Annotated in this window: 17 protein-coding genes; 6 read left to right on the top strand and 11 right to left on the bottom strand. The window is 72.9% G+C overall.

Translation table 11 applies throughout. The annotated features are described in order from the left end of the window. Positions 1–56: 56 nt before the first annotated feature. Both OHB56_RS06885 and xylB read right to left on the bottom strand, forming a co-directional pair. Complete coding sequence (locus tag OHB56_RS06885; protein ID WP_406352218.1) at positions 57–1295, bottom strand: ROK family protein; 1239 nt, start codon at positions 1293–1295, stop codon at positions 57–59. 97 nt (positions 1296–1392) lie between these two features. Next, complete coding sequence (gene xylB / locus OHB56_RS06880; protein WP_406352216.1) at positions 1393–2838, bottom strand: xylulokinase; 1446 nt, start codon at positions 2836–2838, stop codon at positions 1393–1395. 114 nt (positions 2839–2952) lie between these two features. Here xylB and xylA point away from each other — a divergent pair, with 114 nt between their 5' ends. Further along, a complete protein-coding gene (xylA, locus tag OHB56_RS06875; RefSeq protein ID WP_326751449.1) occupies positions 2953–4119 on the top strand; it encodes a xylose isomerase in 1167 nt (388 codons plus the stop codon). Positions 4120–4371: 252 nt separating this feature from the next. After that, the gene (locus OHB56_RS06870) at positions 4372–4911 is read left to right on the top strand and encodes a hypothetical protein (protein WP_406352214.1); all 540 of its coding nucleotides are present in this window, start codon (positions 4372–4374) and stop codon (positions 4909–4911) included. 67 nt (positions 4912–4978) lie between these two features. Here OHB56_RS06870 and OHB56_RS06865 read toward each other — a convergent pair whose 3' ends face one another. Both OHB56_RS06865 and OHB56_RS06860 read right to left on the bottom strand, forming a co-directional pair. Beyond that, positions 4979–6403 carry an SWF or SNF family helicase gene (locus OHB56_RS06865; protein WP_406352213.1) on the bottom strand — a complete coding sequence of 475 codons (1425 nt, stop codon included), beginning with the start codon at positions 6401–6403 and terminating at the stop codon, positions 4979–4981. Further along, positions 6400–9303, bottom strand: coding sequence for a DEAD/DEAH box helicase (locus tag OHB56_RS06860; protein ID WP_406358954.1), 2904 nt, complete (start codon positions 9301–9303; stop codon positions 6400–6402). Before OHB56_RS06860 ends, OHB56_RS06865 begins: the two co-directional genes overlap by 4 nt. A 397-nt stretch (positions 9304–9700) precedes the next feature. On the opposite strand from OHB56_RS06860, the gene OHB56_RS06855 reads away from it, so the two are divergent. Beyond that, positions 9701–9883 carry a hypothetical protein gene (locus tag OHB56_RS06855; RefSeq protein ID WP_055596247.1) on the top strand — a complete coding sequence of 61 codons (183 nt, stop codon included), beginning with the start codon at positions 9701–9703 and terminating at the stop codon, positions 9881–9883. A 46-nt stretch (positions 9884–9929) separates the two neighbouring features. Here the strand turns inward: OHB56_RS06855 and OHB56_RS06850 are convergent, their stop codons facing one another. The 4 genes from OHB56_RS06850 to OHB56_RS06835 form a co-directional block, all read right to left on the bottom strand. After that, positions 9930–11321 (bottom strand): tannase/feruloyl esterase family alpha/beta hydrolase, encoded by a 1392-nt coding sequence (locus OHB56_RS06850; protein WP_406352211.1) that lies wholly within the window; start codon positions 11319–11321, stop codon positions 9930–9932. 337 nt (positions 11322–11658) lie between these two features. Next, the gene (locus OHB56_RS06845) at positions 11659–11955 is read right to left on the bottom strand and encodes a hypothetical protein (RefSeq protein WP_326751445.1); all 297 of its coding nucleotides are present in this window, start codon (positions 11953–11955) and stop codon (positions 11659–11661) included. A gap of 317 nt (positions 11956–12272) precedes the next feature. Then, positions 12273–12872 (bottom strand): class I SAM-dependent methyltransferase, encoded by a 600-nt coding sequence (locus tag OHB56_RS06840; RefSeq protein WP_326751444.1) that lies wholly within the window; start codon positions 12870–12872, stop codon positions 12273–12275. 179 nt (positions 12873–13051) lie between these two features. Continuing rightward, entirely contained in the window at positions 13052–13480 is a 429-nt protein-coding gene (locus OHB56_RS06835; RefSeq protein ID WP_406352209.1) for a PPOX class F420-dependent oxidoreductase, read from the bottom strand. 88 nt (positions 13481–13568) lie between these two features. Here OHB56_RS06835 and OHB56_RS06830 point away from each other — a divergent pair, with 88 nt between their 5' ends. Next, positions 13569–13982, top strand: a complete 414-nt coding sequence (locus tag OHB56_RS06830; RefSeq protein ID WP_326751442.1) for a roadblock/LC7 domain-containing protein — start codon at positions 13569–13571, stop codon at positions 13980–13982. Between the two features lie 125 nt (positions 13983–14107). Further along, the gene (locus OHB56_RS06825; RefSeq protein WP_406352208.1) at positions 14108–15067 is read left to right on the top strand and encodes a DUF6397 family protein; all 960 of its coding nucleotides are present in this window, start codon (positions 14108–14110) and stop codon (positions 15065–15067) included. Between the two features lie 32 nt (positions 15068–15099). Here the strand turns inward: OHB56_RS06825 and OHB56_RS06820 are convergent, their stop codons facing one another. Both OHB56_RS06820 and OHB56_RS06815 read right to left on the bottom strand, forming a co-directional pair. Then, complete coding sequence (locus tag OHB56_RS06820; protein WP_326751440.1) at positions 15100–15966, bottom strand: acyl-CoA thioesterase II; 867 nt, start codon at positions 15964–15966, stop codon at positions 15100–15102. A 19-nt stretch (positions 15967–15985) separates the two neighbouring features. Next, the gene (locus OHB56_RS06815) at positions 15986–18499 is read right to left on the bottom strand and encodes a DEAD/DEAH box helicase (protein ID WP_406352206.1); all 2514 of its coding nucleotides are present in this window, start codon (positions 18497–18499) and stop codon (positions 15986–15988) included. 145 nt (positions 18500–18644) lie between these two features. Here OHB56_RS06815 and OHB56_RS06810 point away from each other — a divergent pair, with 145 nt between their 5' ends. Beyond that, a complete protein-coding gene (locus tag OHB56_RS06810; protein ID WP_055596254.1) occupies positions 18645–19439 on the top strand; it encodes a metal-dependent hydrolase in 795 nt (264 codons plus the stop codon). A gap of 58 nt (positions 19440–19497) precedes the next feature. Here OHB56_RS06810 and OHB56_RS06805 read toward each other — a convergent pair whose 3' ends face one another. Further along, complete coding sequence (locus OHB56_RS06805; protein ID WP_055596255.1) at positions 19498–19752, bottom strand: type B 50S ribosomal protein L31; 255 nt, start codon at positions 19750–19752, stop codon at positions 19498–19500. Positions 19753–19768: the final 16 nt, after the last annotated feature.

Below are 19768 nucleotides of genomic sequence, written 5' to 3'. Positions count from 1 at the left end.
CCCGGCCACCGCGTCCCACGGCAGACCGAACGGCCGGGGCGGCCGGACAACTCGGCTCAAGCCCGTTCGGCGACGGACGCGGGGTCGTCCAGGACTCCCCGGACCACCGAGTGGGCCGCGCCCAGCAGGGGGCCCTCCGGGCCCAGGGCGGACACCGAGACGGGGCAGGCCGGGCCCGCCGTGCGCCGCGCCAGTTCCGAGCGGAGCGACGGCAGCAGCCAGGGGGCGAGCCCGGACAGCGCGCCGCCCAGGACGACGCCCTCGGGGTCCAGGAGATTGACCGCCCCGGTCAGCGCGATGCCCAGCGCCGTTCCCGCGTCGCGCAGGGCACGTCGTACGGCGGGATCGCCCTGCTCGGCGCGGCCCGCGAGCAGGCCCACACGGTCCTCGCCGGGCTCCAGGCCGGCGGCGCGCAGCACGGCCTCCTCGCCGGCGTACTGCTCCAGGCAGCCGCGGCCGCCGCACGCGCACTCGGGGCCGTCGGGCCGGACCGGCACATGGCCCAACTCGCCCGCGAAGCCCCGGTTTCCGAGCAGCAGTCGCCCCTCCACGACCACCGCGGCGCCGATGCCGATCTCGGCCGACACATGGAGGAAGTCGCGCGGGGCGCCCTTGCCGAGCCAGAGCTCGGCCAGCGCGCCGCAGTTGGCCTCGTTGGCCACGGTCAGCGGGAACCGTGCCGGGAGCAGGGCACCGAGGTCGGTGTCGTGCCAGCCCAGGTTCGGCGCGCGGACGACAGTGCGGGCGTCGCGTGCCACCAGGCCCGGTACGGCCACGGTCAGCCCGGCCGGCCACAGACCCTCGGCCTCGATCGCGCCGACGACCCGGAGCAGCAGCGAGGTCAGCTCCTCGCTCACGCTCCCGGGGGAGCGGCCGCGGTTCGGGACGTGGCGCACGGCCCGCGTCCGGACCTCTCCGCGCAGGTCGACCGCGCAGACCGCGAGATGGTCGACGCCGACCTCGGCGCCGATCCCGGCCGGACCACCCCCGCTGACGGCGAGTGCCGAGCCGGGCCGGCCCACGCGTCCGGGCCGCTCGGGGCCCAGTTCCTCCAGCAGGCCCGAGCGGACGAGTTCGTCCACCAGGGTGGACACCGCCGCCCTGGTCAGGCCGATGCGGGAGGCGACGGCGGCCCGGGACAGCGGGCCCTCGGCGCTGACGGTGTGCATCACCCGGGAGAGATTGCGGCGGCGCATGCCCTGCTGGGTGTCGGGCAGTGCGCGCAGCTCCGGACCGGCCGAGGGCAGTGCCCGCCCCGGGCCGGGCGGGCGGGCTTCGTGCAGCGGTGCGCTCATGCCTCCGTCAGTCCTCGGTCGGGGCCGGGTCGTTCCCGGTCGGTCCTGAACCGGTCGTGAACCGGTGTCGAACCGGCCCGGAATCCGTTCCCGGCCGTCAGGCGGTGTCCGGGCCGCGCTCCAGGAGCGGGGCCGCGTCGGAGAGTACCCCGGCGATCCTGGCCAGCGTCTCCTCGTCCCGCTCCACCGCCTCCAGCACCGGCCCCGCGGCCGTGTCCCAGCGGCGGGCGACCGCGGCCGGGTCCTCGCCGGTGAGCAGACCGGCCGCCTGCGCCGCCGCCCCCAGCGCGACCAGTTCCCGCGCCTCGGGCACCTGCACGGGCCGTCCCGAGAGCCGCCGTACGGTCCGCTGCCAGGCCGTCCCCCGTGCGCCGCCGCCGATCAGCAGCAGGGGCGCCGACGGGTCGGCGTCCTCGTCGACCACGCTGTCCAGCGCGCCCAGCAGCGAGTGCACGGCACCGTCGTAGGCGGCCTGGAGCAGCTGGCCACCGGTCGTGTCGTGGCGCAGCCCGTGCAGCAGACCGGACGCGTTCGGGAGGTTCGGGGTGCGCTCGCCGTCCAGGAAGGGCAGGAGCGTGACGCCGTCGCCCGGCTCGACGGCCTCGCGGGCCAGGCCCAGCAGCGTCGCGACCCTGTCCACGGCGAGCGTGCAGTTGAGCGTGCAGGCGAGCGGCAGCCAGTCGCCGCGCGCGTCGGCGAAGCCCGCCACGATGCCGGTCGGGTCGGCGGGCCGCCGCCGCGAGACCGCGTACACCGTGCCCGAGGTGCCGAGGCTCATCACCGGCGTGCCGGGCCGTACCCCCAGGCCGAGCGCGGCGGCCGCGTTGTCCCCGGTGCCGCACGCCACCAGAGTGCCCTTGGAGAACGGCAGTTCGTGGCTCCCGCGCACGGTCCCGGCCACCTCGCCGGGACGCACGACACGGGGGAGCAGCGCCGGGTCCAGCCCCACGTGCGCGAGGATCTCCTCGTCGTACGCCTCGGTCCCGGAGGCCCACCAGCCGGTGCCGGAGACGTCGCCGCGGTCGGTCGTGCCCTGCCCGGTGAGCCGCTCGGTCAGATAGTCGTGGGGGAGGCGGACGGCTCTGGTGGCGCGGACCGCCTCCGGCTCGTGCTCCGCCAGCCAGGCCCACTTGGTGACCGTGAAGGAGGCGGCCGGCACGCTTCCGGTGCGCTCGGCCCAGAACTTCGCGCCGCCCAGCTCCTCGGTCAGCCGGTGGCTCTGGGGCGCGGAGCGCACGTCGTTCCACAGCAGCGCCGGACGTACCGGCTCGCCGTGGGCGTCCAGGGTGACCAGCCCGTGCTGCTGGCCGCCGATCGACACCGCGGCGGCCTCGTGCGCCGCCTGACCGCACTGGCGCAGGGCCTCCGTCAGGGCGTCCCACCACTGACGCGGATCGCTCTCCCGGCCCGCCCCCGAGGTCACCGTGTGCGGTGCCTGGCCACTCGCCACGACCCGCCCGGTGGCCACGTCGACGACCAGCGCCTTGGTGGACTGGGTGGACGTGTCCACGCCGACGACGAGCGGACCCTCGGCTGCTGACATCGTTTTCTCCCTCTAGCGCGGTTCGGGGGCCTGGCCATCTTCCCAGAGATGCTGCTGCATACTAATTTGTAAATCGCCATGACGAAATAGTCTCAGCGAGCAAGGAGCCGCGGCATGAGCTACCAGCCCACCCCCGAGGACAGGTTCACCTTCGGCCTGTGGACCGTCGGCTGGCAGGGACGGGACCCGTTCGGTGACGCCACCCGCCGAGCCCTCGACCCGGTCGAGTCGGTGCAGCGCCTGTCCGAGCTGGGCGCCCACGGCGTCACCTTCCACGACGACGACCTGATCCCGTTCGGCTCGAGCGACAGCGAGCGCGAGGGACACATCAAGCGGTTCCGGCAGGCGCTGGACTCCACCGGCATGAAGGTGCCGATGGCGACGACCAACCTGTTCACCCACCCGGTGTTCAAGGACGGCGCCTTCACCGCCAACGACCGCGACGTGCGCCGCTACGCGCTGCGCAAGACCGTCCGCAACATCGACCTCGCGGTCGAGCTCGGCGCCGAGGTGTACGTGGCCTGGGGCGGCCGGGAGGGCGCCGAGTCCGGTGCCGCCAAGGACGTACGGGTCGCCCTGGACCGGATGAAGGAGGCCTTCGACCTGCTCGGCGAGTACGTCACCTCCCAGGGCTACGACATCCGCTTCGCCATCGAGCCCAAGCCGAACGAGCCGCGCGGCGACATCCTGCTGCCGACCGTCGGCCACGCCCTGGCGTTCATCGAGCGCCTGGAGCGGCCCGAGCTGTACGGCGTCAACCCCGAGGTCGGCCACGAGCAGATGGCCGGGCTGAACTTCCCGCACGGCATCGCGCAGGCGCTGTGGGCCGGCAAGCTGTTCCACATCGACCTCAACGGCCAGTCCGGCATCAAGTACGACCAGGACCTCCGGTTCGGCGCCGGTGACCTGCGCGCCGCGTTCTGGCTGGTGGACCTGCTGGAGTCGGCCGGCTACAGCGGCCCGAAGCACTTCGACTTCAAGCCGCCGCGGACCGAGGACCTCGACGGTGTGTGGGCCTCGGCGGCCGGCTGCATGCGCAACTACCTCATCCTCAAGGACCGGGCGGCCGCCTTCCGCTCCGACCCCGAGGTGCAGGAGGCGCTGCGCGCGGCCCGCCTGGACCAGCTGGCCGAGCCCACGGCGGCCGACGGTCTCCAGGCCCTGCTCGGCGACCGGTCCGCCTTCGAGGACTTCGACGCCGACACCGCCGCCGCGCGCGGGATGGGCTTCGAGCACCTCGACCAGCTGGCGATGGATCACCTGCTGGGTGCCCGGGGCTGAGTTCCCGGCTCCGGGGCCCCCGGAGACCTGCCGGGGTCTGCTGCGGACGCGGACGCGCGGTGGACGTACGGGCGCGGCCGGCGCGGTGCTTTCGCGCGTCGGTCACGCCTCACCGCACGGTCCGGACGGCCTCCGCGCGGAGACCGTCCGGCACCGGTTTCCGGCCCCCATCCGGAATCCGACGCCCGATTCCGTGGCGAATTCCGTGCGGGACGCTCGCACGGGAATGCGTCCGAGGCGACCATGGTCGGTATGGCCACGCCACCGGTACCGCCCCAGCCGCCAGGTTCGCCGGGTGACACGCCGCCTCCGGGCGGCGGCTTCGGACCGCCCTCGTACGGCGGCTCTCCGCCGCCACCCGGCTCTCCGCCGCCGGGCCGGCCCGGCGGCGGAGAGCCGGGGCGCGGTCCCGGCGGGCGCCGGAACCTTCTGTTCATCGTGCTCGCCGCGCTCGCGGCCGTGGCAGCCGTCGCCGTCATCGTGCTGATGGCGACGGGAGACGACGACACGCCGGACGACCAGCCCACAGGAAGCCGGACCGACGGCTCGCCGGAGCCGTCCCCGGGCATCCCGTCCGGACTCCCCAGCGATCTGGAGAGCCTGCTGCCGTCCGGCTTCCCCACCGAGCTCCCGTCGGACTTCCCGAGCGAGCTGCCCAGCGGCCTGGAGAGCCTGCTGCCGACCGAACTGCCGAGTCTGCCCACCGACCTGCCGAGCGGCGTGCCCAGCAACCTGCCGAGCGGCCTCGAATCGCTCCCGCCGCCGACCCTGGGGGATGCCGCGCTGCGCTGAACCGAGCGGAGCGCGGGGTGTACGAGGACCGGCGCGGCGGTGTTCCGGGCGGGGCGGCCCTCCGGGACTAGGTCCCGGAGGGCCGCCCCGCCGCCGTGTCCGCCTCCGGCTCCGTTCGCTCCTCCGAGTCCGCTGTGGCCAGGGCCGTTGCCGGGTCCTGGGCGGCGTCTCCGGCGGGGACCCAACGGCCGCGCTCCTTGCGGTACGGCCACCAGCGGCCGTCGCGCCCGAGCCGCAGCTGGATCCGCCCGCCGTCGAGGGTCCAGCGGTTGGCGCGGGCCCGGAGCACCGGCCGTTCGGCCTCGTCACTCTCGGCCCAGGCCGACTCGAGGGCGGCACGCGCGCGTGCGAGGGCCTCGGCGTCCACCGTCCACTCCTCGTCGAGCACGGTCAGCGCCGCCGCACCGCCCTGGCGCCAGGCCCGTACCGCCACCGCCAGGCCTTCCCGGCCACGGCCCGAACCGTCGGCGAGCCGGGCCGTCACGGCGCGCGGGGACTCACCTGCGGCCAGTCGTACCGCGTCCCGCGTCACCGTCGGTTCCGGCGCAGGCGGGTGCCGCTCGTGCCCCTCCCGGAGCGCCTCCGCCAGCAGCCGGTGAGCCTGCACGGCGGTCCGCGCGGCGAGGAACTCCAGGGCGGACGGGTCGACTCCGGCGGTGGGCGGCTCGTCCGTGTCCAGGGACGGCGGCACCCCCGGCTCCGCGGGAAGAGGGGGAACGCCGGGCAGCGCAGGCCGGATGCCGCCCGCCGCGAACGCCTCGGCCGCGTCCACACCCTCCAGCCGCGGCCGTTTCCCGGAGGTGGAGGACGGCCCGCCATGCGACTGGAGCGCGTCCAGCAGGGCGCGCTCACCGCGTCCCCGCACCAGGAGCAGGACGAACGGGTCATGGTCCAGCAGCCGGGCCACCTGATAGCAGAGCGCCGCCGTGTGACCGCAGTGGTCCCACGCCCCGCAGTCGCACTCCGGTTCCAGATCGCCCAGGCCCGGCAGCAGTTCGACCCCGGCCAGCTCCGCGTCCTCCACCAGATGCGGCGGCATCTCCCGGTCGAGCAGCGCCGCCACATGCCCGGCCCGCTCGACGGCCATGTCCAGGAAGCGGTCCCACTGCTCGTCGGACAGTTCCTGCAGCAGCACGTCCGCGCGGTGCGCCGTGCGGTCACGGTCCTGGACGACGGCCGTGATCCGCCCCGGCCGTACGGACACGGCGCCGACCGCTCCCGCGCGGGCGAGCCGACGGCCCGCCTTGAGCTGCTGGGTGTCCAGGGCCGTGCCCTCCAGCGCCGTCAGCCAGGCCCGGCCCCACCAGGTCTGCGCGAAACCACGTCCCCGCGCGGGAGGCAGCGCGGCGAACGTCCGCTCCGCGCCGGCCCCGCCGTCGGTCCCCTCCGGGTCGGTTCCGTCCGGGGCGGCCCCACCCACAGGGACTCCCTCCGGCTCGTACCAGTCGTCGGTTTCTTCCACTTCTGCTCCGTCACCGTCGTACCGGGTCATCGCGGGCCCTCTCGCAGTGCCACCAGATCCGCCAGCTCCGTGTCCGTCAGCTCCGTGAGCGCCGCCTCGCCGGAGCCGAGCACCGCGTCCGCCAGCTCGCGCTTGCGGACCAGCAGTTCGGCGATGCGGTCCTCGATCGTGCCCTCGGTGATCAGCCGGTGCACCTGTACCGGCCGGGTCTGGCCGATGCGGTACGCGCGGTCCGTGGCCTGGGCCTCCACGGCGGGATTCCACCAGCGGTCGTAGTGCACGACATGCTCGGCGCGGGTGAGGTTCAGCCCGGTGCCCGCGGCCTTGAGCGACAGCAGGAAGACCGGGACCTCGCCGTCCTGGAAGCGTCGTACCATCGCCTCGCGTTCGGCGACCGGTGTGCCGCCGTGGAGGAACTGCGACGGCACACCCCGCGCGGAGAGGTGTCGCTCCAGCAGCCGTGCCATCTGCACGTACTGCGTGAAGACCAGCACGCAGGCCTGTTCGGCGAGCACGGTGTCGAGGAGTTCGTCGAGCAGTTCGAGCTTCCCGGACCGTCCCGCGATCGCCGGCCGCTCCTCCTTGAGGAACTGCGCCGGGTGGTTGCAGATCTGCTTCAGCCCGGTCAGCAGCTTCACGATCATTCCCCGCCGCGCCATGCCGTCGGTCCCCGAGACGCCGGAGGTGCCGGAGATCTCGGCCAGGGCCTCGCGGACCACGGCCTCGTACAGCGCCGTCTGCTCCTGCGTGAGCGACACCGGGTGATCGGTCTCCGTCTTCGGCGGCAGCTCGGGCGCGATCCCCGGGTCCGACTTGTGGCGGCGCAGCAGGAACGGCCGTACCAGCCGGGCCAGCCGCTCCGCCGCGGCAGGGTCCGTCCCGCCCTCCACGGCATCCGCGTAGCGCCTGCGGAAGGTGCCGAGCCGGCCCAGCAGTCCGGGCGTCGTCCAGTCGAGGATGGCCCACAGCTCCGAGAGATTGTTCTCCACCGGCGTACCGGTGAGCGCCACGCGCGCGCGTGCGCCGATGGACCGCAACTGCCGGGCCGTCGCCGCGTACGGATTCTTCACGTGCTGCGCCTCGTCGGCGACGACCATCCCCCAGGACACATCGGCGAGCCGGGAAGCGTCCAGGCGCATGGTGCCGTACGTGGTGAGCACGAACTCGCCGTCGGCCAAACCGTCCAGCGAGCGGCGCGCACCGTGGAAGCGGCGCACCGGGGTGCCCGGCGCGAACCGTTCGATTTCCCGCTGCCAGTTGCCCATCAGGGAGGTCGGGCAGACCACGAGGGTGGGCCCGGCGGACGCGGGGTCGGACTGCCGGTGCAGATGCAGGGCGATCAGGGTGATCGTCTTGCCGAGGCCCATGTCGTCGGCGAGGCAGCAGCCCAGGCCCACGGACGTCATGTGGGCCAGCCAGTTCAGCCCGCGCCGCTGGTAGTCCCGCAGCGTGGCGGCGAGGGCCGCGGGCTGCGGGACGGGCTCCTGGGACTCGGGGTCCGCGAGCCGGTCCCGCAGGGTCGCCAGCCAGCCGGTGGGACGCATCTCGAACCGGCGGCCGTCCACCTCCACCGAGCCGGTCAGGGCCGCGCCGAGCGCGTCGACGGGCGTGACCGCGTGGTCCCGGCGCGCGCGGGCGCGGAGCACCTCCCGGGGGTCGATCAGCACCCACTGGTCGCGCAGCCGCACGACGGGGCGTGTGGTCTCCGCGAGCCGGTCCAGCTCCGAGCGGGTGAGCGTCCGGTCGCCCAGGGCGAACGACCAGTCGAAGGCGAGCAGCGCGTCGGCCGACAGGAAGGACGGTTGCCGGGAAGCGTCCTTGAAGCCCGCCCGGCCGGACGGCCGTTCCTCGTCGGCGGGGCCGATCTCCGCGCGGGTGGTCAGTCCGCGGATCAGCTCCTTGGGCCAGTGCACGTCGACGCCCGCGGCCGCGAGCGCCCTCGCGCCCTCCCCGAGGAGCTCGGTGACCTCGTCGTCGGCGAGTTCGACCGCGTCGGGCACGGTCGCCGACAGCAGGGGTGCGAGCGGGGCCCAGGCGCGGGCGGCCCGGCGCAGCGCAAGCAGCGTGTCCATCCGGGCCCGCGGCCCGAAACCGCCGTCCGGGCCGGCCGCGCCGCCCGGACCGTCCTGGCCTTCCGCGGCCGCGGCCCACACGTCGGTGGCGTCCGCGACGAGCGCGGGATCGCTCACGCCGTGCACTTGGAGCACGGCCCGGAACGTGACGTCGGTGCCGTCGTCGGTGGGGTGGGTGGTGGGGCCGGCGTGGTCCGAGGCGCCCGGGGCCTCCCGCGTCTCCGGCGCGGCCCAGGTCTCCGGTGCGTCGGTGAGGCCGCGCACTTCGATGCGCAGCGACAGGCGTACGCCCGCGTCGTGGCCCGCGGCAACGTCGGCGGCCCACTCGCGCAGTGCGGGCAGGTGCTGCGGCTCGGACACGGCGAAGGCGGGGGATCCGGTCACCAGGGGCGCGGCGGGGGAGCGGGGCAGGGTGTCGGCGACCGCGTCGAGGAAGGCGCGCAGCAGCCGTTCGGGGTCGGGCAGCCGAAGGGGCCCGGGGCCGTCCAGCGGCTGGGCGTGGGCCTCGGGCGGCATCGCGGCGGCGAGCCGGCGCACGGCCTCGACGTCCTCCGCGTCCAGCGGACCCGCGCGCCAGGCGTCGTGACCGGCCGGGGACAGCCCCGGCAGCAGCAGACCGCGCGCCACCAGACGCAGCGCGTGCACGGCGGCGGCACCCCAGAAGACGGCGGCCGGGTGCCCGTCGCCGCCGGCCCGCGCGCGGGTGAGGACGGGCAGGGCGGCACGCACCGGCAGCAGCACCGCGGGGACGCCCACCGCCTGCACCCCCTCGCCGTCGGGCACGACGACGGTCAGCTCCTCGGCCTGCGCCGTGTTCAGGACGGGGGGAGCGGACCCCCCGGGCCGCCAGAAGGCCATGCGGCCGGTGCGGGCGGGGTCGCCGGGTACGAATACGGCGGAGCAGCGGGCCAGGTCGGCGTACTGGGCGGAGGAGGGAAGCACGGGAGTCGTCTGCGCAGCGCTCACGAAATCCTTGATTCATCAAACTTGACTAGTGGGGTCGGAGTCGCCGAGGTTACAGCACGGCCATGGCCGCCCGGGTATGCCTGGGGTGTGAACTGGGACACCATGGACACGCGGTCGTGCTCCGTCCCGGAGGGGCCGGCGAGCCGGGGTTCGGCGAGTCGGCGACGGCCCCTGAGGGAACCCTAGGGGGCGAACCTCAGGGACGTCTCAGGGTCGCGGTCGGAACCGCCGGGAGCGCGGGGCCGTTTTCACGACAGAGAGCGGCAGTGGCCGCGAAGGAGGCGACACCATGTCGAAGAATGCCAAGATCGCCGCGGGAGGTGTGGCGGCCGGGCTCATCCTGCTCATCTGGCTGCCCTGGTGGGCGGCGCTCCTGATCATCCTGGGAGTCCCGGCCGCCGCGTACCTCACCCTGGACCCCTCGCAGCGGAGCAGGCTGCGCCGTGTTTCGCGCAAGGAGCTGGGCCGCTGAGACGCAGGAGCCCGTCCCGGAGGACCGGGCCCCTGCTCGGGCACTGCTACCGCGTCGCCGCCTCGGCACCGTCCAGTGCGCAGGAGTTGACCACGTCGCCGTCCGCGGGCCTGTCGATCGTCCGGTCCGCGGGCGGCCCGACTCCGCGCTCCACCCATGCGGTCAGGGTGTCGAACGCCGACCGGTAGCAGGGCAGGATCGGCCGCAGCCGGTCCGGATGGGTGTCGTACAGCCCGTCGACGTGGGTGCCGTCCTGCACCGTGTAGTAGCGGTGCAGCGCTCCCCGGCCCTTCGCGTCGATCATGCGGGCGTACACATCGGAGTGGGCGGCCTGCGGCAGCAGTGCGTCCAGATCGCCGTGCAGCGTGATCAGCGGCCGGCCGATACGCCCGGTCAGTGCGACCCGGGCCGCGGCGCGGTGCACGGAGGCGGGACGCGAGGCGTAGTCGTACGTGGCGTCGGACGCGCACGGCGCCAGGATCTGCTCCACCGTGGTCCCGGCCGAGGGACCCGGGCAAGCGGGATCGTAGGCCGGGTCGAACTCGGCGCGGTAGATCTTCTGCGTGACACCCCAGTAGGCCTTCTCATGGTACGGCCACAGGAACTCGGAGCCCGGTGCGAAGCCCGCCGCGTACAGGTCCTCGTCCCCTGCCGTGCCGAACATCCGGGCCACCGTGACCGGCAGGGTGGTGAACAGACCGGTCCCGTCGGCGGTCCACAGCGCGCCCTCCCAGTCCACGCCGCCGTCGTACAGCTCCGGGTGGTTCTCCAGCTGCCAGCGGGTGAGATAGCCGCCGTTGGAGACGCCGGTCATGTACGTCCGGCGCGGGGCGTGCCCGTAACGGTGGGCCACCGCGAGCTTGGCCGCCCGGGTGAGCTGCGTGGTCCGGGTGTTCCACTCGGCCACCGCGTCACCGGGCCGGACCCCGTCACGGTAGAAGTCGACCCCGTTGTTGCCCTTGTCCGTCGAGGCGTACGCGTATCCCTGGGACAGTACCCGGTCGGAGATGGCCTTGTCGGTCGCGTACTGCTTGCGGGTGCCGGGTGCGCCCGTGACGATCAGCCCGCCGTTCCACCGGTCGGGCAGCCGGATCACGAACTGCGCGTCGTGCGCCCAGCCGTGCGTCGTGTTGAAGCGGGAGGAGTCCGGGAAGTACCCGTCGACCTGGATACCGGGCACTCCGGACGGCGACCGGGTGGCGGCCGCGATCAGCCCCGCCTGGTCCGCCAGATCGGTGTACGGGGTGCCGGTCAACCCCGTGGTGGTCAGATCGGCCAGACAGGTGGTGCGCTGGTGGGCCGCGCCCGGCACCCGCACACGCTCCTGGCGCGCACAGTGTTCGTCCTCGGCGGCGGAGGCGTCGGCGGGAGCCGGAGCGATGAGGGCTGTCGCCGCGAGGGCGAAGGCGAGCAACGGAACACCTAGGGACGGGCGCATGACGGTCTCCAGGAAGGGCGGGAAGCGGAAGAGGGCACGGCACGGAGCACGAAGCTGCCCCATGGGGCGGGCCCAACGCTGCCATCATCGAGGGGTGGGCGCCCTACGGAACGGCGCCTTCCCACGGGGGTTCACCCCACATGCGCAAAGGCAGGCGCACCCCTCACACGGAGACAGACGCCCCGCCGGGCGCGCTTCAGAGCGGCCGTACGGCGATCCTGTCCACCGGCGCGCACACTGATCCGCCTCCGAGTTCCTTGTCACGACCTCGCAACCGCACCCGGAGCCGTGGCTCTCCGGCCCGTCGGGACGAATCGGCCCCGCACTCCCGGCCGGATCAGGCTGCCGGAAGCCCCAGCAGGTCCCGTGCGACCGTCCGCGGGGACGCGTCGCGCTCCCGCGCGAGCGCGACGACCGCCCGGCACGCCAACTCGTTCACCCCGAACGCCAGCGCCTCCGGCGACACCCAGCCGGCCGCCTCGTCGATCCGCTCCTGATCGTCCTCCACACAGGCCGAGACGTACGTCGCGGCGGCCTCGAACAGATTGTGCGGACGCTCCTCCCGCTCGGTCCTCTCCTCCACGCGCAGGCTGTCCACCACTTTGCCCCCGACCCTGCGAACCCTGGCCCACATCCGGTCCACCTTCCCCCTGAGCAGCTTCCCGCACCGGCCGTTCATGTCCTGCCACTCACCGTAGAGTCGGGGCGTCCGCGGCAGAAGGGCGGCGCGGTGGGGCGCTTCGAACGGCTGGAACCGTCCAACCGTCCCCTTCGGGCTCACTCGTCCGCGGAACAGGGGCTCAACAGCGCACGCGCCCGAAGAATCTCCTGCCCGGCCGACAGGCCGCGAAGTGCCGGCGGAACAGTCGCCCGGGCACCGCCGGCCCGCACCGAGCGCATTCCGGTCGGTGCGGCACGCGGACTGGGAGGCCCCGGCGCGAGTCCGGGCGCTCAGCCCGCGCGGACGGCCAGCGCCAGGAACCGGGCGTCCTCGTCGACGTACGACGTCATGCGCCAGCCCGAACCGGCCAGCAGCGGACGGAGGTTCCGCTCCGCGCGGAGGTCGTCCGGCGTGATCGAGCGGCCCTGACGCGCGGCGAGTGCCGCCCTGCCGATCGGGTGGAACAGCGCGAGCACGCCACCGGGCCGCGCCACCCGCGCGAGCTCCCGGAGATTCTCGGCAGGGCGGGGCAGGTGTGCGATCAGGCCCGCCGCGAACACGGCGTCGAGGGATCCCGAGCGCAGCGGCAGCGCGGAGACGTCGGTGAGCAGCAGCGTCCCGTCGTGGCCCCGTCCGGCCCGCGCGGCCTCCCGCAGCATGGCCGGGGTCAGATCTGCGCCGAGGACCGTTCCGGAAGGGCCCACGGCCGCGCGCAGCGGCGGCAGGGCCCGTCCGGTGCCGCAGCCCGCGTCGAGCACCCGGGCGCCCTCGCGCAGCCCCAGCTCGGCCACCGCCGCCGCGTAGGCCGGACCGTCGTCGGGGAACCGGCGGTCCCAGTCGGCGGCACGCGCGGTGAAGAACTCCTGGACACGGGTGTGGTCGTCACTCATGCCCGGCATGATCCCCCACCGGACGGCCCGGGCCCCACCCCCGACGGGCCTCGACGGCGTACCGTTCCACGCGATCGCGCACGCCGTCCAGGCACTGGATCCGGCCACGGCCGGCCCCTGGCCATGTCACCCCGCGTGAGGCCGCCCGGGCCGCGCCACTTTGTGCCGCGGCCCGGTGATCAGTCCGTGACGCCCTTCTCCGACAGGACCTTCTCGACGGCGACACGGACGAGGAGCTCGCCCGGCACACCGTTGCGCGCCCCGAACTCCTCGGCACGGTCCTGGCCCATGTACCGCGCGGCGATCCGCGTGGCCCAACGCACCAGGTCCTCGGGATCCTCCGAGATCCGCGCCCGGCCCCGCATCACCACGAAGGCGAACGGCGGCCGGTCGTCGTCCACGCACAGGGCCACCCGCCCGTCACGGACCAGATTGCGTCCCTTCACCGTCCCCCCGCCGGTGTTGAACACCACGTCGTCCCCGTCGAGCACGAACCAGATCGGCGCCACGTGCGGACTGCCGTCGGCACGCACGGTGGAAAGTTTGGCGGTGCGGGTTCCGTGCGAGACGAACTCCCGCCATTCCTCGTCGGTCATCCTCTGTCCCATGGCTTCTATCCTCCTTGTCCGGCGCCCGGCCGTGGGGAAGGCTGGCGGAGCGATCCATACGGGGAAGAGCAAGGGGGAGATTCGCGACATGACGCAAAAACGGGGACTCGACTGGCTGCTGGACGACCTGACCCAGAGAGTCGAGGAGGTGCGGCACGCGCTGGTCCTGTCCAACGACGGGCTGGTGACCGGGACGAGTACGGGGCTTCGACGCGAGGACGCGGAGTACCTAGCCGCGGTCTCGTCCGGACTGCACAGCCTCGCCAAGGGCTCCGGACAGCATTTCGGCGCGGGCGGAATGCGTCAGACGATGATCGAGTTCGACGACGCGGTGCTCTTCGTCACCGCGGCCGGTGCCGGCAGCTGCCTGAGCGTGCTCAGTGGGGCCGAGGCCGACATCGGCCGGATCGCGTACGAGATGACGCTGCTGGTCAACCGGGTCGGCGAACACCTGGACGTGGACGCCCGCCGACCGGAACCCGAAGACCCCACAAGTACCTGACCTGCGCGTTCGTCGGCCTCCGTGGAGTTGTCCACAGGCCTGTCACGAAGAGTGACGGGCCGGATACGGTTTCTCCGGACGGCGCGCACGGCGCCGGCCGAGCACACTCCACGGGGGAGACGCGCATGTCCGGAAACACCGCCACACATGAAGCCGCGAGCGCCGGTTCCTGGGTCACGACGGGCCGTGCGGCACGGGAACTCGGCCTCAAGCCCAGCGAGTTCGACCTCGCCGTGGACCTCGGCAGGATTCGCACCACCCCCGACGAGCGGGGAGCCGGCCGCCGTGTGGACCGCGCCGAACTCGAACGGCTCCGCGCCCGGCCAGGTCGTCCGGAGGCCCTGCGGGAGAGCGTCAGGACCGTGGGCGCCACGGAGGGCGCGCTGCTCATGGGGGTGACGAAGGACCGGTTCACGCGACTGGCCCGGCTGGGCCTGCTGGCTCCCACGAGGTTCCACCTCAACCGCCACCGTGCCGTGGTCTGGCTCTATCTCGCAGAGGAACTAAGGCAGTTCACGGCCGACGAGAGGAACACCTCACTGTTGAGGGACAGCACGTCCGACCACCTCAGGGGACAGCTCGACACCGGTCTCGACCTGCGGGCCCGCAACTGGCGTACCCGCCGGCTGGCCATCCTGCTCCGTCGGGCCACCGACCCGTGGTCGCGTGCCGGAGCCCTCGCGTCCCTGCTCGATCCCACACACATCTGCGAGGTCGTCAAGGACCCCTACGAGCGGTCCCACCTCAGCCGGTTCCGCCCCGAGCGGCCCTCCCACGGGGCTCCGGGCTCACCCGGCGCCATCCTCACGGAGACCCTCGTGACCGCTCAGGACTCCGACGAGATCGCCTGGCTCCAGGCGGAGCTCGTGGGGCTGCTGGCGGAGGCCCGCGAGCACCGGCCGGCGCCCCGTCCGGCTTCCGCCTCTTACCGCCCCGCGCCGGCCGGACAGGTTCCCCGGGAGCCGGAACGCCCGCGCGGGGCGTTCCGCACGCTGCTCGCCCGGTGGCGCGGCAGGAACCGGGGACCGGCCGCTCGGCGACCGGCCGCTCGGCGACCGGCTGCCCGGCGACCGGCCGACCGCTGACCGGGGTCGGCCCGGGTGATCCGCCCGGTGAGCTACAACGCCCGGAACAGCCCCTCCTGGACGACGGACACCAGCATCCGCCCCTCACGGTCGTAGATCCGCCCTCGAGCCAGACCGCGCCCGCCCACGGCGATCGGCGACTCCTGGTCGTACAGGAACCACTCGTCCGCACGGAACGGGCGGTGGAACCACATCGCGTGGTCCAGTGAGGCCATGTCGAAGCCGCGCGGACCCCACAGGGGTTCCACCGGGAGCCGAACGGCGTCCAGCAGGGTCATGTCGCTGGCGTAGGTCAGGGCGCACGTGTGCACCAGCGGATCGTCGCCGAGCGGGCCCACCGCACGCATCCACACGGCGCTGCGCGGTTCGGCGTCCTTGACCTCGTCCGGGTCCCAGCGCAGCCGGTCCGCGTAGCGGATGTCGAAGGGCTGACGGCGGGCCATCCGCTCCAACTGCTCCGGCAGCTCGCCCAGATGCTCGCGGATCTCCTCCGCGACGGTCGGCAGCGACTCCGGGTCCGGGACCTCGCGGGCCGGCGGCAGCTGGTGCTCGAAACTCCCCTGCTCGGGTTTGTGGAAGGAGGCGGTGAGCGTGAAGATCGTGCGGCCCTGCTGCACGGCGGCGACCCGGCGGGTCGTGAACGACCGGCCGTCCCGTACCCGTTCGACCTGGTACACGATCGGCACCCCGGGCCGCCCGGGGCGCAGGAAGTACGCGTGCAGCGAGTGCACGGGGCGGTCGCCCTCCGTGGTGCGGCCCGCGGCGACCAGCGCCTGGCCGGCCACCTGGCCGCCGAAGACCCGCTGCAGCGACTCCTGCGGACTGCGGCCACGGAAGATGTCGACCTCGATCTGCTCCAGGTCGAGCAGGGCGACGAGGCTCTCGGTCGGGTTCGTCATGGGCGCTATGCTCCTGCGTTCACAGTTGGCCGACAGCGGTGACCCGGACGACCGCGCGGCCCTCCGCGTCGGAGGCGGTGAGGTCGACCTGGGCGCTGATGCCCCAGTCGTGGTCGCCGTTCGGGTCGTCGAAGATCTGCCGGACCCGCCACAGTCCGTTGGCCGGCTCCTCTTCGATCAGCAGCAGCTTGGGACCGCGGGCGTCGGGACCGGTGCCGAGTTCCTCGTACTCGTCCCAGTACTTGTCCATCGCCTCGCCCCAGGCGTCGGCGTCCCAGCCGGCCTCGGCGTCCAGCTCGCCCAGCGCGTCCACCTGGTCCAGAGCGGCCAGTTCGACACGGCGGAACATGGCGTTGCGGACCAGGACGCGGAAGGCACGCGCGTTGGCGGTGACCGGTTTCACCTGGTCGGCCTTCTCCTGGGCCTCCTCGGCGGTCATCTCCGCGGGATTGGCCAGTTGCTCCCACTCGTCCAGCAGACTCGAGTCGACCTGACGCACCATTTCGCCCAGCCAGGCGATCAGATCCTGGAGATCCTCGGACTTCAGATCGTCCGGGACGGTGTGGTCCAGGGCCTTGAAGGCGCTGGCCAGGTACCGCAGCACGATGCCCTCGGTCCGGGCCAGTTCGTAGTGGGAGACCAACTCCGTGAAGGACATCGCCCGTTCGTACATGTCCCGCACCACGGACTTCGGCGACAGCGGATGGTCACCGACCCACGGGTGGCTCTTGCGGTAGGTGTCGTAGGCGTGGAAGAGCAGTTCCTCCAACGGCTTCGGGTACGTGATGTCCTGGAGGCGCTCCATGCGCTCCTCGTACTCGACGCCGTCCGCCTTCATCAGGGCGACCGCCTCGCCGCGCGCCTTGTTCTGCTGCGCGGCGAGGATCTGGCGCGGGTCGTCCAGCGTGGACTCCACCACGGACACCATGTCGAGCGCGTAGGACGGCGACTCGGGATCCAGCAGCTCGAACGCGGCCAGCGCGAAGGTGGACAGCGGCTGGTTCAGCGCGAAGTCCTGCTGCAGATCCACGGTGAGCCGCACGATCCGTCCTTCGGAGTCCGGTGTGTCCAGCTTCTCGACGATGCCGCCGTCCAGCAGGGACCGGTAGATCGCGATCGCCCGCCGGATGTGCCGCAGCTGCTGCTTGCGCGGCTCGTGGTTGTCCTCGAGGAGATGACGCATCGCCGCGAAGGCGTTCCCGGGCCGGGCGATCACCGACAGCAGCATCGTGTGCGTCACCCGGAAACGGGAGGTCAGCGGCTCGGGATCCGAACCGATGAGCTTCTCGAAGGTCTGCTCCGACCAGGCGACGAACCCCTCCGGCGCCTTCTTGCGGACGACCTTGCGGCGCTTCTTCGGGTCGTCGCCCGCCTTCGCCAGCGCCTTCTCGTTCTCGACGACGTGCTCGGGGGCCTGCGCGACGACGAACCCCTCGGTGTCGAAGCCGGCCCGCCCGGCCCGGCCCGCGATCTGGTGGAACTCGCGGGCCCGCAGCGTGCGCACCCGGTTCCCGTCGTACTTGGTCAGGGCGGTGAACAGCACCGTGCGGATCGGGACGTTGACCCCCACGCCCAGCGTGTCCGTACCGCAGATGACCTTCAGCAGACCGGCCTGCGCGAGCTTCTCCACCAGCCGCCGGTACTTGGGCAGCATGCCGGCGTGGTGCACACCGATGCCGTGCCGGACGTAGCGGGAGAGGTTGCGGCCGAACTTGGTGGTGAAGCGGAAGCTGCCGATCAGGTCGGCGATCCTGTCCTTCTCCTCGCGCGTGCACATGTTGATGCTCATCAGCGCCTGTGCCCGCTCCACCGCCTGGGCCTGCGTGAAGTGCACGATGTAGACCGGAGCCTGCCGGGCCGCCAGCAGGTCCGTGAGCGTCTCGGTGAGCGGCGTATAGCGGTACTCGTAGGACAGAGGGACCGGCCGGGTCGCCGAGCGGACCACCGACGTGGGGCGGCCGGTGCGGCGGGCGAGGTCCTTCTCGAAGAAGGAGACGTCGCCGAGCGTCGCCGACATCAGCACGAACTGCGCCTGCGGCAGTTCCAGCAGCGGAATCTGCCACGCCCAGCCGCGGTCCTGCTCCGCGTAGAAGTGGAACTCGTCCATGACGACCTGGCCGACGTCGGCGTTCCTGCCGTCACGCAGCGCGATCGACGCCAGCACCTCGGCGGTGCAGCAGATGACCGGGGCATCGGCGTTCACGGACGCGTCGCCGGTCAGCATGCCGACGTTCTCCGTGCCGAAGATCTTGCACAGCTCGAAGAACTTCTCCGACACCAGCGCCTTGATGGGCGCCGTGTAGAAGGTGACCTCGTCCCGGGCCAGCGCGGCGAAGTGGGCAGCGGCCGCGATCATGCTCTTGCCCGAGCCGGTCGGGGTCGAGACGATCACGTTCGCCCCGGAGACCACCTCGATCAGCGCCTCCTCCTGGTGGGGGTAGAGCGTGAGACCGCGTTCCCCCGCCCACGACTCGAAGGCTTCGTAGAGGGCGTCGGGGTCGGCGGTCGGCGGCAGCTGATCGATGAGGGTCACGCCCCCATCTTGCCTGCCACCGGGCCCCGCGCGGGAATCGGATTCGGGGATGAAGATCGCGAAGGCTACGCTGTGTCGCCGAAGGGGCGTCGACGCACCTGGTCAACTGGACAGCGGCACAAGTGGAATAGGGCGGGCAACGGGGATGATGGGACCAGCACACTCACTGTCGGGTGCCGCGGCATGGCTCGGGGTGGGCGCGGCCACGACCGCCGCCGGAAAACCGATGCCCTGGCCGGTGCTCCTGGTCGGGGCCCTGATCTGCGCCGGTGCCGCCCTCGCCCCGGACCTGGACCACAAGGCGGCGACGATATCGCGGTCCTTCGGTCCCGTGTCCAAGAGGCTGTGCGAGATCGTCGACAAGCTGTCGTACGCCGTCTACAAGGCCACCAGGAAACCGGGCGACCCGCGCCGTTCCGGCGGTCACCGCACCCTCACCCACACCTGGCTGTGGGCGGTCCTGATCGGCGGGGGCGCTTCCGTCCTGGCGATCACGGGCGGCCGGTGGGCGGTGCTGGCCATCCTCTTCGTCCACATGGTGCTGGCCATCGAGGGCCTGCTGTGGCGGGCCACGCGAGGAGCCAGCAGCGACGTACTGGTGTGGCTGCTCGCCGCGACCAGCTCGTGGATCCTCGCAGGCATCCTGGACGAGCCGGGCAACGGTGCCGGCTGGCTGTTCACGGAGCCCGGCCAGGAGTACCTGTGGCTGGGGCTGCCGATCGTCCTGGGTGCGCTGGTGCACGACATCGGGGACGCCCTGACCGTCTCGGGCTGCCCGATCCTGTGGCCCATACCGGTGGGCCGCAAGCGCTGGTACCCCATAGGTCCGCCCAAGGGGATGCGGTTCCGGGCGGGCAGCTGGGTGGAGCTCAAGGTGCTGATGCCCGCGTTCATGCTGCTCGGCGGAGTGGGCTGCGCGGCGGCGCTCAACGTGATCTGAGGCGCGGACGACCGGCGGTCGTCGCCGGCGGGGATGCTCGGTGGCCGCCGTCGTCGGCTCAGCCGGAGCTTTCACCGCCGTAGCGGCGCTCGAAGCGGGCGACGCGTCCTTCCGTGTCCACGGTCCGTGCCGTGCCCGTGTAGAAGGGGTGGCTCTCCGAGGAGATCTCCACCTCCACGACCGGATAGGTCTCGCCGTCGTCCCACTCGATCGTCTGCTCGCTGGTCGCGGTGGACCGGGTCAGGAAGGCGTATCCGGCGGCCCGGTCGCGGAAGACGACGGGGTGGTAGTCGGGGTGCTTGTCCTGCTGCATGGACGCTCCTCTACGA

Source organism: Streptomyces sp. NBC_01635, assembly GCF_045209715.1.
In the GTDB taxonomy this organism is placed as follows: Bacteria; Actinomycetota; Actinomycetes; order Streptomycetales; family Streptomycetaceae; genus Streptomyces; species Streptomyces hirsutus.
This window is presented reverse-complemented; position numbering and strand designations above follow the sequence as displayed.